The 13520-nt window shown below is 41.6% G+C and carries 10 protein-coding genes; 5 read left to right on the top strand and 5 right to left on the bottom strand.

Translation table 11 applies throughout. The features are described 5' to 3' along the window. Positions 1–73 precede the first annotated feature (73 nt). Positions 74–955: a ChaN family lipoprotein gene (locus R9C00_10030; protein ID WPO37790.1), complete on the top strand. Its 882-nt coding sequence runs from the start codon at positions 74–76 to the stop codon at positions 953–955. Positions 956–1071: 116 nt separating this feature from the next. Here the strand turns inward: R9C00_10030 and R9C00_10025 are convergent, their stop codons facing one another. From R9C00_10025 to R9C00_10005, 5 genes are all read right to left on the bottom strand, one after another. Then, complete coding sequence (locus tag R9C00_10025; GenBank protein ID WPO37789.1) at positions 1072–1809, bottom strand: MIP/aquaporin family protein; 738 nt, start codon at positions 1807–1809, stop codon at positions 1072–1074. 368 nt (positions 1810–2177) lie between these two features. Then, the gene (locus R9C00_10020) at positions 2178–2660 is read right to left on the bottom strand and encodes a cytochrome c (protein WPO37788.1); all 483 of its coding nucleotides are present in this window, start codon (positions 2658–2660) and stop codon (positions 2178–2180) included. Positions 2661–2842: 182 nt separating this feature from the next. Beyond that, entirely contained in the window at positions 2843–3898 is a 1056-nt protein-coding gene (locus tag R9C00_10015) for an ABC transporter permease (GenBank protein ID WPO37787.1), read from the bottom strand. Positions 3899–4084: 186 nt separating this feature from the next. Beyond that, positions 4085–5182 carry a DoxX family protein gene (locus R9C00_10010; GenBank protein ID WPO37786.1) on the bottom strand — a complete coding sequence of 366 codons (1098 nt, stop codon included), beginning with the start codon at positions 5180–5182 and terminating at the stop codon, positions 4085–4087. A gap of 56 nt (positions 5183–5238) precedes the next feature. Beyond that, the gene (locus R9C00_10005; GenBank protein ID WPO37785.1) at positions 5239–5787 is read right to left on the bottom strand and encodes a DUF1599 domain-containing protein; all 549 of its coding nucleotides are present in this window, start codon (positions 5785–5787) and stop codon (positions 5239–5241) included. Positions 5788–6167: 380 nt separating this feature from the next. Between R9C00_10005 and R9C00_10000 the strand changes: the two genes are divergently transcribed. The 4 genes from R9C00_10000 to R9C00_09985 all read left to right on the top strand — a co-directional run bounded on the left by R9C00_10000 (position 6168) and on the right by R9C00_09985 (position 13502). Beyond that, on the top strand, positions 6168–6707 hold the full coding sequence (locus tag R9C00_10000) for a DoxX family membrane protein (protein WPO37784.1): 540 nt from the start codon (positions 6168–6170) through the stop codon (positions 6705–6707). 75 nt (positions 6708–6782) lie between these two features. Continuing rightward, positions 6783–8357 carry a Gfo/Idh/MocA family oxidoreductase gene (locus R9C00_09995; protein ID WPO37783.1) on the top strand — a complete coding sequence of 525 codons (1575 nt, stop codon included), beginning with the start codon at positions 6783–6785 and terminating at the stop codon, positions 8355–8357. 289 nt (positions 8358–8646) lie between these two features. Then, positions 8647–10293, top strand: a complete 1647-nt coding sequence (locus tag R9C00_09990) for a DUF6377 domain-containing protein (GenBank protein ID WPO37782.1) — start codon at positions 8647–8649, stop codon at positions 10291–10293. Between the two features lie 224 nt (positions 10294–10517). Beyond that, positions 10518–13502, top strand: a complete 2985-nt coding sequence (locus R9C00_09985) for a TonB-dependent receptor (protein ID WPO37781.1) — start codon at positions 10518–10520, stop codon at positions 13500–13502. Positions 13503–13520 lie beyond the last annotated feature (18 nt).

The following is a 13520-nucleotide window of genomic DNA, read 5'->3' as shown; positions in this document are numbered from 1 at the left end:
CATCCCACCCAATAGAAATCCCTCGTATCTTTGGGCAGAAAATTGACACAAATCAACCTCAATTATTTAAAGGATGAAAAAAACGCTATTACTAACGTTCACAGCATTTATTCTTATGGCCATGAGCGCTGACCACCCTGCCTATTTATTGTTCAACAAGAAAGGCAAGCAAGTAAAATATTCAAAAATGATTGCCGAGTTGCAAGAAGCGGATGTGATTCTCTTTGGGGAATTGCACAATAACTCCCTGTGCCACTGGCTAGAACTAGAAGTTGCAAAGAGCTTACTCGGAACGCCTGACAAACAACTGGTGATAGGCGCAGAGATGTTTGAAGCTGACAACCAACTCTTGCTCGATGAATACCTTTCGGGCACTATCAAAACCAACAACTTTGAAGCGGAAGCCAAACTTTGGCAGAACTATGGCACGGATTACAAGCCTTTGGTAGAATTTTGCAAAACAAATGGACTGAAGTTCGTGGGGGCAAATGTGCCTAGGCGCTATGCCAGCATGGTTTCCAAAAAAGGGTTAGCCTCGCTCGATAGCTTGAGCGACGAGGCAAAAAAATACATTGCTCCCCTACCCTTGGAAATTGATTTGGAATTACCTGGCTACAAAAACATGATTGCAATGATGGGAGGTCATGGCACTGGTTTTTCTGCCAACAACATCGCTTATGCGCAAGGGGTAAAAGACGCGACCATGGCGCACTTTATCTTGAAAAACTTGAAGAAAAACACGATCTTGCTCCACTACAATGGCTCGTACCATTCCAACAACTTCGACGGGATTTACTGGCACTTGAAAAATGCTAACCCTGATCTCAAAATCAAAACAATTACTACGGTAGAAATAGAGGATATATTGTCTCCAAGTGAGGACGATTTGAAATCAGCAGATTATATTTTCTGCATTCCTGAAAACATGACCAAGACCTACACCAGCAAGTTTTAGCCATTCAGCTGCAAAACCCATAAAAAGTTCTGTTGCATAAACTGTGGCAGGACTTTTTACTTTAGAGCTTGTTTAAAGTTTAAGCTTTCAAGCGATGCTACTTCAGACAACCTCTCTTACGCCAGTAAGCCCGCCAAAAGCGCTGCCAAAACCCCACCGGCTATAGGGCCGGCTATTGGGATCCAGGCATATCCCCAATTGCTGTCTCCTTTGTCTTTAATAGGCATAATAGTATGAACTATACGAGGACCTAAGTCACGGGCAGGGTTGATGGCATAGCCCGTAGTTCCTCCCAAGCCTAACCCTATCACTACTACCAATAAGGCTACGGGCAAAGCTCCCAACGAACCTAATCCGATTTTCCCGTTCTCAATTCCATCTGCTGAAAACTCTGGCTGGGTGAAGTACAAAACCACAAACACCAATACGAACGTACCTGTCGCTTCATTTATCAGATTAGTGAACATATTCTTAATGGCGGGACCAGTGCAGAAAATACCAAGTTTTGTACCTTTGTCGCTTGTTGCATCAAAATGGGTTCTGAAATTGAACCAAACCAAAAAAGCGCCCAACATAGCCCCTATCATTTGAGCTGATACAAACAACCAAACACTTGACCAAGCGAACTTGCCCGCTGTAGCCAACCCAATAGAAACTGCAGGATTCAGATGTGCCCCGCTAAACGGTCCTGCAACCGCTACACCTACATACACACTAAACCCCCAACCCAAAGAGGTGACAATCCAACCACTACTGTTTCCATAAGTCGCTTTTAACGAGGTGTTCGCATTTACACTTCCTCCAAGCAAGATCAGAAGCATCGTCCCAATCAGTTCTGCAGTAAATTCTGACATAATTGTTTATTAATGTTATTTAGGTAAGGTGAATAACTTCTAATCTAAAAAAAATCCGATTACCGCAGAAATATAATTCAGTACATCGTAAGATAAATAACCGTGTATTGTATTCATTATACCACTTTTTGGCATTGCTTACGGTTGGTTGCTACAAGAGGAGGAAATGAGGCAAAATATGGAAGAACGTAAACCCTCAAGAGGAAATGCACAGGAAGGAAAAGGAATACATCCAAATTAATAGAAGCCCTCTAGGTTGAGCTTGACAAAAAGAGCAGAGGCTAAATAGCAAGTCAGGAAAACTTAAAGATCAGAAAACTCATTGGAACAGGACTGAAGCTCCTGTTCCAATGAGTTTTCTTAAATGATTATTTTGCAGCTCTTGCCTCAGCTACTTCCGCCTCGGTAACAGCATCTGATTCGTTGCCAAAGCTACCACGCACATAGGTAAGCACGTCTGCTATTTGCTTGTCGGTAAGAAAATCATGTGGAGCCATTACATTATTATACGCTTCTCCTTTCACTTCTATCTCTTCCGAAAGTCCGTTTAGTACTATATTGATCAATCTTGTTTTATCGCCATTTACCCACTCTGTCTCAGTAAGTGGAGGATTCATTCCAGCTATGCCATTTCCATCTTCTTGATGGCATACAGCACAATAGGTTAGGTAAACTACTTTTCCAGCTTTTGACACAACCTCTTTTTCTGCTTCAGGTGCGGGAGCTTCTGTCTTCGTTTCTGCTGGAGGTGGAGGCGGTGGGGTTTCAGATTTCTTTTCTTTTCCACCACAACTGAACATAAAAAATGCAAGTAGGGTAATGATCAATCCTAATGTTTGGTTCTTCTTCATATTAAAATATTTATTTAAGATAATAACAGTGCTTTATAGCCCAACTGAATAGTTACTTTTCTAGATCCATTGCGTAAATTGCCATCAACTCACGCATACTTCTGATAAAATACTTCACAAGTATAGTCAACCATCCCATGTTTTCAAACAGGGAAAGCAAGGTCAGTAAAATAATATTGAGATTAATGCAAACGTACTCGGGGATCTATGACCGCATATAAAATATCGACCAAGATATTGATGATGATAAAAATAATGGCGACCGTGATAGTAGCCCCCATCACAACAGGGAAATCGAGCATTTCCACTGCCTTTAAGGTTTGAAAACCTAACCCTTTCCAATTGAAAATATATTCTACAAAAAACGCCCCGGCCATTAATGAAGCCAGCCAACCAGAAATAGCTGTAACTACAGGGTTCAACGCATTTTTAAGAGCATGCTTTAGAATCACTCTTCGCTTAGAAAGACCTTTTGCCTTTGCCGTCCGGATAAAGTCTTGGGAAAGTACATCGAGCAAAGAGCTACGGGTGAGTTGGGTAATTATTCCCAAAGGTCTTATTCCCAAAGTAAGAGCTGGCAAGATGATGTTTTCCAAATGAAGCTCACGCCCATTTAGCGGATCAGAAACCCATAACTGCCCCGTCATATTAAGCCCCGTGTACTCACTCAAATAATAGCCGAACACCATCGAAATCAAAATAGCGGCGACAAATGATGGGGCAGAAATCCCAATTACAGAGGACGAAACTAGCAAATGATCCCAAAAGGAATTTTTGTTCAATGCGGCGATAATGCCCAGTGCTATACCGATGACACTTGCGAACAGCATAGCCACAAAAGCCAACACAATCGTCCCTTCCAAGTTATCTAAAATCAGCTCATCTACCCGTTGGTTTGTCTGGAACGAACGTCGAAAATAGGGCCTTTTGATCACAGTAGCTGTTTCCCCAATCTCAAATAGGCAATAATATTCATATTTTACTTGGTTCTCTTCCGTGTCCTTATGGAAAGAGATAACCGACAAATCGTTAAGGTAATTGAGAAGTTGTTTTTGAAGTGGAAGATCGAGCCCAAGGTCTTTGCGGATAGCTTCACGCATTTCAGGATCGGACCGTTGCCCAGCCATAAGGGAAACAGGGTCGCCAGGGAGAGCATGGTACAAAAAGAAGACAGCATGGACAACCCCAAGCATTAGCAACATACCATACCCTATTCTTTTTAGTATATATTTTAACATATCCCCTGCGCCAATTCGACCATACAAAACCGATATGGCAACTACTCCTTTTACCTAAGGTTGAATAAAATGAAAACGCATTTCCTGAGCTTTTTGTAACATGTTATATATTACACCAAAACTCTTTCTTACTACGTTGGAAAAGTGGATTTATTGAAGCAGCAGGGCTAAAAGATATACAGGGGCTTACTGGGACAAAAGTGATTGGAGTTCATCGGGAGATGGAATAGCCTTGCCCGACCATTTTCCTTGTACAACACCGTCTTCCAATAACAAAATACCCGGATTATACCTTACCATTGCCTTCAGTACGGTTTCATCTGTGAAATAATAGGGTGCGGCCAATTGGACTTGGTGGCGGAATTCTTCAAAATTCCCTCCTTCAGAGGTGAGCACCATTGGGGTGATACCCGCATTTTCGGCAGCGCCTACCAATGCAGAAAGCTCTTCATATACATGCAGATCGGTATCTTTTACTTTATGTACTACCACAAATAACTTCTTTCCCAAAAGTGATTCCTGAGTAAAATCTTGGCCATCTGTATCTATCAGGTTGTAGTCCATGATCTTGGCCATGCACTCCTTTTCGTTCACTATGTTCATATCCTTAAACTCATAAGACTTGTCAGTAGGATAGGTATCGAACACAAAGGTTTCTCCATCTTTTTCCATAATGTACTCATACTGACAAGGCGCTTGGGGTTGCATAAGCTGAGGAATACTATTCCCCACTTTGTAGTCCCTGAAGTCGATAACAGGCAAATAGTTGAGCACATACCAAGCTAGTACCATGCAAAAAACGACACTCGACCCCATTGTAATCTTAGATATGATTTTTGCCGAATTGCTAAAGCTCTTGAGCTGAGAAACAAGAACCAAAATCAACACCGTCAAGACAACATCTTTGTAGAAAGACTGCCAAGGGTCTAAAGGAATAGCATCTCCAAAACAGCCGCAATCTGTTACCTTGTCGAAATAAGCCGAGTAAAAGGTGAGGAAGGTAAAAAAGATGATGAGCCCTAGCATGGCCAAGATGATGTAGCGCAATTTGAACCCAACAAGCAAGGCTAAGCCCAAAATAACTTCGAGGGAGGTTACGAAAACCGCCAAAGGCAAGGCATAGCTAGAAAAGAAGTGGAAAAAAGAGGCGAAATCTTCGGCGAAAATATCGAAATATTCCTCCAGTTTTATAGCCGTACCCATTGGGTCATTTAGCTTTATAAGACCTGAAAAAATGAACAATACTCCTAAAAAAATAATAATGACCTTATTGATGTTTTTCATTACTGTACTGGTTGTTTTATACCTTTTTTGGTTCAAGTTATTTCAACTAATTTCTACTAAACTTGTTCCCCCAACAAGATTAAGCAGAAAACCGCATAGTTCAGCATGTCTTGGTAATTAGCCTTCACTCCTTCCGAAACCAAGGTTTTTCCCTTGTTTTCCTCAATCTGTTTTACTCTTAATATTTTCATCAAAATGATATCCGTAATGCTGCTCACCCGCATCAAGCGCCAAGCTTCTCCGTAATCGTGGTTTTTATTGAGCATCAAGTTCATCGTCTCTTCGACAAAACCGTCGTACTTTTCCATCACATCATCAGGGTTTAGCTCCATAGGATCGGCATCCGTCAGCTCAATTTGCATCATAGCAATGAGGCAGTAGTTGATAATGGCAATAAATTCTGAATGAATATCTTCTTCAATTTTTTGCGTGCCCTTCTCTTGGATAGAACGGATACGGTTTGCCTTTATAAATATCTGGTCTGTAATAGATGAAAGCCTTAAAATACGCCATGCGGTGCCATAATCCCTTGTTTTCTTTTCAAACAATTCTCGGCAACTAGCCGTCACTTCTTTGTACTGCGACGCTGTATCTGGTTTTGACAATGTTTTATTGGGTTTAAGATGGAACATCTTCGCAAATATATCTAAGTATCTGAAGGAATGGCAAACCTATTCTAAACCTAGCCTAAAAAAATACATTGCCCAATGATTTCTAAAAATAGTCAAATCGACTTCAGCAAAACCAAGAAGCACACACACAAACAAGCCTCAAACAGGTTCACTATGAAGTATTTGCTCAAGATAAGGTAGGAGAATTTTGACATGAATCATACCCAAACATGATACGCGTCATCTTTTTGGGCAAACAGCATTTTTATCTTTACTACCATATCAACCAACGAGGACAACAACTAACATAGAACTTACAAAATGAAAAGAATTCACAAATAACGTTTTATAACATCCATAAACAACCCGTAAATATGAATGCAAAAGTTCAAACTCAAGGAATCCCTCGTTTAACATCATTCCAGCTAACCTCTCTGGTAATCGTAAGAATATTAGTAGGTTGGCATATTTTGTACGAGGGCATGGTAAAATTATTAAGCTCCAACTGGTCATCAGCCGGTTTTTTGATGGACTCAAAGTGGATACTTGCCGACTTCTTTCAGTCGATGGCGGCTGAGCCAACCACATTGAGCGTAGTAGACACCCTGAACATATGGGGATTGATTCTCATCGGTTTAGGATTGATTTTAGGTGCTTTCACAAGAATGGCTTCTATTGCGGGTGCACTATTACTTTTCTTTTACTACTTATCTCACCCTCCATTGGTTGGACTAAGTTATGCGCTTCCTTCCGAAGGTAGCTATTTGATAGTTAACAAGACACTGATTGAAGCAGCGGTATTGCTCATTATGGCAGCTTTCCCTACTGGCAAATACATTGGTATTGACAGGATAATAGACCGAATAAAGGGTAACCCTTCACCAGAAGAAGCTGAAAAGGAAGCAGTTGCTTAATAACGATCAAGTAAAAGAAATTAAAATCACAAAGACTCAAATGCTTTTTAGGAAGCATAAAAATAATAAAGAATTATGGCTGAGAATAAAGATAATGGTAACGGAATAGGAAGAAGGGACCTGATAAAAGGGCTGGCAACAGTGCCTGTATTAGGAGCATTATGGTACGGTTCCCTCCAAAAGAAAGCCTACGATGCTGGAATTAGAGAAAGCATCCTTGACGAACTAAAAGTAAAAATGGTAGAGCCACCTGCATCAGGCTCAATGTCAGGCGACCCTATCCGATTGGGCATCATCGGGTTTGGAATCAGAGGCACTCAACTTGTAAGAGCTTCAGGATTTGCCACTCCACAATGGAAAGAAAGCATGAAAGAGGGTGCGATGAAAAACAGCAAAGACACCCGCTTGAAAGACTTCCTCAACCAAGATAATTTGAACATACGGTTTACAGCAGTTTGCGACCTTTTTGATGTGCGTGCAGAAGATGCATTGGCTGCAGTAACCACACCAGATAACCAACCTAAAAGATACCGTCATTACCAAGATCTTTTAGCTGCTGACGATGTAGATGCTGTCATCATTGCCACTCCCGACCACTGGCACGCCCAAATGGCTATTGACGCTGCCAAAGCTGGAAAGCATGTATATGTGGAGAAATGTATGACAAGGACTATTCCCGAGACGTTTGCCCTCAGAGATGTAGTGAAACAAACGGGGATCGTATTCCAACTTGGCCACCAACACCGCCAAACGGAATCTTTCTTGACTGCACAAGACATCATTAAGAAAAATGTATTGGGGCACGTTTCCCTTATCCAGACCAACACCAACCGTAACTCGGACAACGGTGCTTGGCAATATACTATCCATGAAAAAGCAAGCCCTGAAACTATTGACTGGGAACAGTTCTTAGGCAATGCTCCTAAAATCCCTTTCAATGCTGAGCACTTTTTCCGTTGGAGAAAATGGTGGGAGTACGGAACAGGTCTTTCAAGTGACCTTCTTACCCACGAGTTTGATTCTATCAACACCATTTTGAAAATGGGTATTCCGAGTTCGGTAACTTCTTCAGGAGGTGTCTATACCCACAAAGATGGTCGAGATGTACCTGACGTATTCCAAGCCGTAATGGAATATCCTGACTATGGAGATGGAATGACTTTCATATATTCAGCTACGTTGGGTAACCAATACAACAGAACAAATGTGTTGATGGGCCATGATGGCACTATGGAATTAGGAAAGAACTTAACGGTTTATGCTGACTCTAGGTCATCCCGCTATTCCGATATGCTAAAGGATGGAACGATCACTCCTGACCTTCCGCTCTATGCGTATCGTCCTGGCAACAAAGGAGTAGATGGAGTAACATCTGCTACTGCCAAATACTTTGCCGCCAAAGGCTTACTCTATACTTATAGGGATGGTAAAAAAGTGGACTCGACCCACCTTCACATTAGAGAATGGTTGAGCTGTATCCGCCATGGTGGCCAGCCAAGTTGCCATATTGACAACGGTTTCGAAGAGGCAATTGCAGCACACATGGCTACGCTTTCTTACAGAACTGGTAAGCGTATAGAATGGGACCATGCTACTGAAAGTATAGTAGATCCAAACGAAGAAATACAAGATAGAACACTGCTAGGCTAACCCTTTCGGTAATCTTGAAAATATTGATTTTTTATACTGTTTTTCATGCTCTTTGAAGCTTTTGTATTTTACATCAGCTTCAGCTTGAGCAGATAATTTTAGGTTCTGTTTATGGAGGCTACCTTGGTACGCCAGCGCAGACCTCCAAAACTGTAACAATTTAATTTTGAGGTTAATACAGAAAAAGCTACTCTTATTAGGGTAGCTTTTTTAGTTTTTATTGATCAATAAACTCTTGTACGATCAAAATTCTATTTGCCGACTTTAGAGTATTTACTTACTTTAGGTCATGAATTTGCTCAAATCAACTACCATTCTTCTACTCCTTTCTCTACCAGCGGTTGCCTCGGCAAACAGAGAGATTGATTCCCTTATCCAAGAACTGGACAAGCAGATTGCCTTAAGAGAGGAGTCTAAGTTAGAGAAAGAGCAAAAAATAAATCACCTCAAAAGCCTACTGGAAAATGATTCTACTACCGACAAGCAAAAATACCTTTTGCTAAACGAACTGTACCACCAATACGAAGCCTACCAGTTTGACGGAGCATTGCACTTTGCCTATGCAAGTCTTGAACTAGCCCAAACCATAAACGACCAGAACCTGATCTACGAAAGCAAACTAAACCTCGCCGCAGTTTTAGTAACATCGGGAATTTACCACGAGCCCAATGAAATCATCAAGTCAATAGATCCTTCTAAGCTTGGACACGACCTTTTGGTCAAGTATTATTCTGTTTACAAAAACCTTTACAACCAACTGTATTTCTATTCTCCTACCCGATCGGTCAAAGAGCAATATGTAAACTTGTACCATGCATATTGCGATTCTTTGCTGGCGATTCTTCCCGAAAGCTCGGAACAATACCTAGATATTATAGAAACAAGGGCACTGGATAGCCGGAACTTAGAAGAGGCAAAAAAAATTAACACATTGCGACTTTCCCGCACAAGCATTGGCTTACGAGAATTTTCTAAGGTTGCCTTTCTTAGGTCGCTTATTTTCCAAGTGGAAGGCGACAGTAAACAGCAGAAGAAATACCTTATTCTTTCTGCTATTTCAGATATAAAAGGAGTAACCAAAGACAATGCATCCCTCACCACCCTTGCATTCAAACTCTATGAAGATGGAGAAATTGATCGTGCCTATCAATACATAAATATATCAGTAGAAGATGCGATGTTTTACAACTCAAAACTTCGTTCTTCCCAAATTGCCAATGTACTTCCCCTCATCTCTACTTCATACGAGGCGAAATTATCGGAAAAGAACAACTCCCTTGAAAGGTTTATTATCGCCATAAGTGTGCTTTCCATCATTTTACTCATTGCTATTATTTTCATCTGGAGGCAAATTAGATCGGTTAGGCTTGCTAAAAACATTAGCATACGGGCGAACAACAACCTCAAAACCATCAACAACGATTTGACGGAAGCAAACAAAAAGCTCAGCCAATTGCATGGAGATCTTTCCGATACCAACCATGTAAAAGAGGTGTATATAGGAGAGTTTCTGAAGATTTGCTCAGACTACATCGGCAAACTAGAAAACCAAAGTAACCATGTGAAGAAGATGTTAGTCAACCGCAAGTATGGCGAGCTCCTCAACGAGTTGAAAGAGGAAGATATTAGGAAGAAAGAAATGAAAGAATTCTTCAAAAACTTCGACCTCACTTTCTTAAACATCTACCCGCATTTTATTGAAGAAATAAACAAACTGATTGATCCCAACGATCCTGTTAGCATCAAGAACTCAGGGTTCCTCAGCACCGAACTTCGAGTCTTCGCCCTCATCCGACTGGGAATTTCCGATAGTTCTAAGATTGCCAAAGTCCTCGGCACTTCCGTCACCACTATTTACAACTACAGGGTAAAGATGAAGAACAGAGCGGTGGTGGAAAGGGAGAAGTTTGAAGAACACCTACTAAATATCGGCTAAAATCGACTACTAAAAGTTAGTAGACATCTACTAACTCTGGCCTTCACTCTTATCATAAGATATTATATATCTACAAGTTACATCTTTCATACATCTACTAATTCACTACCCTCGATAGTTATACGGTTTCCCATCCCTTTTTTTTGTAAAACCCATTTAGGAAAATCATATCACATCCTAATTCGGCTTACAAAACTCCAATAAGAACAAACTTAAAAAGGAAAATGGAAATGAAAACTACGGGTTACAAGACCACGTCTCCGCTCCTCCGCAATTGGTGGGGCAAGTGCACTATACTGATATTCTTTCAGTTAATTTCATTCACTCTCCAGGCGCAAAACCAGCAAGTAACAGGAACGGTTACTGACAGCAATGGAGAAGCCATACCAGGTGTAAATATCTTAATAAAAGGGACATCCTCAGGAACTTCATCAAACATAGATGGGAAATACAGCATCAACCTCCCTGAAGGAAGTTCTGGGATTTTGCTGTATAGCTACATCGGGATGAAAACCAAGGAAGTAGAAGTAGGAACGCAAACAACCATTGATGTTCAGCTCATAGAAGACTTGCTCATGTTGAAAGAGCTGGTGGTAGTTGGCTACGGCACACAAGATAGAAAAGCTGTAACAGGCTCGGTAAGTGTAGTGGGCGAAGAAATAATGGATTCGAGACCGAACACGCAAGTGGGTTCACTTATCCAAGGGAAAGTAGCTGGTGTGCAAGTACTGGTTTCTTCGGGCAAGCCTTCCCAAGGCATAAGTATGAGGATCAGGGGAACAAACTCCATCAATGCTGGTAGCGAGCCCTTGTATGTAGTAGATGGCGTACCCACCACCGATACTCGCTCAATCAACCCTGCTGACATTGAAAGCATGTCTGTGTTGAAAGATGCTTCAGCTGCTGCAATTTATGGTGCACAAGGCGCCAACGGTGTAGTTTTGATCACGACCAAAAGCGGTTCATCTGAAAAACCCCAAGTATCATTTAATGCATATGGCGGTTTTTCCGAAGTATGGAATACGCAAAAGGTGCTTAATGGCGAGCAATACCGCGACCTAATGACAGAAATGGGACTCAGCACCAACTGGGACCTTTATACGGCAAATACCGATTGGCAAAATGAGATTTTCCAAAGAGGATATACTCAAAACTATCAACTGTCGCTTTCGGGCAAGTCGAATAAAACTAATTACTACCTATCGGGAGGCTATACTGCCAACCAAGGGGCGGTTCGAAGTTCTGAAATGAACAGGGCAAACTTTAAAATCAACCTTGACCAAGAAGTAAACGAGTGGTTGAAAATTGGAACAAGAGTTTCTTACACCGATTATAGCGATGTAGATGTCAACGATAATGCGGCTGTAAACCAAGGTGGTGTTTTGCTTGGCGTGCTTTCAACCCCTCCAGTTATTGGGATTTACAATGACAACGGAACGTTTACAAGCAACCCGTTTCAAGATTGGGAAAACCCTGTATCTAGCACGGACGGCTCTATAAGAGGTTTTAACAACAAGAGATTCTTAGGAAACCTCTATGCAGAACTCACCCTTTTGGAAGGGCTTAAATTCAAAACCAACCTTGGGATAGACAACAATACTGACAAATACGATTACTTCCTCGACCCTTATAGAACCTCGTACGGAAGAGCATTGGTTGGGCAAGCCATTGTTACACAAAACAATAACTCTTACTACATTTTCGACAACACGCTTTCTTACGACAAAACGCTAAAAAACCATAATTTCCAAGTTTTGGTAGGATCTGTTATCCAAAAATACCACTGGCAAAACAGCAGCATCGAACGAAGAAACTTTGCCAGTGATGCTATCATCACCCCAAATGGCGGGTCTGAAATCACTAGCGCTTCAGCAACTGAATCGGAAAAAGCGAATACCTCTTTCATAGGTAGGGTAAACTACGCATTCAGCGATAAATATTTATTGACTGCCAACATGAGAATGGACGGATCGAGTGTATTCGGTCCAAATAAACGTTGGGGCTTTTTCCCTTCTTTCTCCGCAGGATGGAGGATTTCTAGCGAAAGCTTCTTAGAAAACGTAGAGGTGATCAGTGATCTGAAAATCAGGGCTGGTTGGGGTATTGTAGGAAATGACCAGATTGGAACTTACGCTTACCTAGGCAAGGCAGGAACAGGCGCTAATTACCCAATAGGTGGCTCGATCATGCCCGGCTCTTACCCAGCTTCTATCGAAAACCAATCCCTGAAATGGGAAGAATCGGAACAAACGAACATTGGTATTGACCTTGGCATATTGAACGACCGAGTTGAATTTACGGTAGACGCCTACCTCAAACAAACGAACGACCTTTTGCTCAATGCCCCTCTTCCAAAATCTACTGGCTACGACAACGCTATCCAAAACATAGGCTCATTGGAAAACAGAGGAATTGAATTCAATATCAATTCGGTAAATGTGGATAAGGAAGTACGTTGGAACACCAACTTCAACCTGTCTATCAACAGAAATAAAGTGACCGATCTGGTAGGTCAAGAAATCTATGTTGGTTCAATAGCTGGAAGAGGTGATGCTATCCAAGTGAAAGAAGGTTCTCCACTTGGTTCTATCTATGGCTACGTATGGGGTGGGGTTGATCCTGAAACAGGAAATGCATATTACATCAACAAAGATGGTGAAAGCACTTTTGACCCAACCCCAGAAGACAGGAAAGTGATAGGAAATGCAAACCCTGATTTCATCTACGGCATGACCAACACCGTTAGCTACAAGAATTTCACATTGTCTTTATTCTTGCAAGGTTCACAGGGCAACGAAATGCTGAATGCTACAAGGATTGAAACCGAAGGAATGACCGATGCCAAGAGCCAAACCATCGCCGTGTTAGACAGATGGAGACAACCAGGTGATATCACAAACATCCCAAAATCTAGCTTTGGAAACACCAATAATTCACGGATCTCAACTCGGTTTGTAGAGGATGCTTCTTACTTGAGAATCAAAACCCTATCGCTGGGCTATGACCTTCCAGCTTCTATTCTGGAGAAAGTAAAAATGTCTTCCGCTCGCATCTATGCTACGGGTGAAAACTTGCTGACCCTCACCAACTACACTGGGTTTGACCCAGAAGTGAATGCCTTTGGCAGCAGCAATACGACCATGGGCATAGACTTCGGTACTTATCCGCAAACCAGAAGTTACATCCTTGGGCTAAACGTCTCTTTTTAACGAAAAGAAACCCTCAAA

It is taken from the genome of Flammeovirgaceae bacterium SG7u.111 (genome assembly GCA_034044135.1).
Classification (GTDB): Bacteria; Bacteroidota; Bacteroidia; order Cytophagales; family Flammeovirgaceae.
This window is presented reverse-complemented; position numbering and strand designations above follow the sequence as displayed.

Coding starts and splice junctions, on each gene's coding strand:
- R9C00_09990 (WPO37782.1), top strand. CDS start 8,647: ATGAATTTGCTCAAATCAACTACCATTCTTCTACTCCTTTCTCTACCA.
- R9C00_10030 (WPO37790.1), top strand. CDS start 74: ATGAAAAAAACGCTATTACTAACGTTCACAGCATTTATTCTTATGGCC.
- R9C00_10015 (WPO37787.1), bottom strand. CDS start 3,898: ATGTTAAAATATATACTAAAAAGAATAGGGTATGGTATGTTGCTAATG.
- R9C00_10000 (WPO37784.1), top strand. CDS start 6,168: ATGAATGCAAAAGTTCAAACTCAAGGAATCCCTCGTTTAACATCATTC.
- R9C00_09985 (WPO37781.1), top strand. CDS start 10,518: ATGGAAATGAAAACTACGGGTTACAAGACCACGTCTCCGCTCCTCCGC.
- R9C00_09995 (WPO37783.1), top strand. CDS start 6,783: ATGGCTGAGAATAAAGATAATGGTAACGGAATAGGAAGAAGGGACCTG.
- R9C00_10020 (WPO37788.1), bottom strand. CDS start 2,660: ATGAAGAAGAACCAAACATTAGGATTGATCATTACCCTACTTGCATTT.
- R9C00_10010 (WPO37786.1), bottom strand. CDS start 5,182: ATGAAAAACATCAATAAGGTCATTATTATTTTTTTAGGAGTATTGTTC.
- R9C00_10025 (WPO37789.1), bottom strand. CDS start 1,809: ATGTCAGAATTTACTGCAGAACTGATTGGGACGATGCTTCTGATCTTG.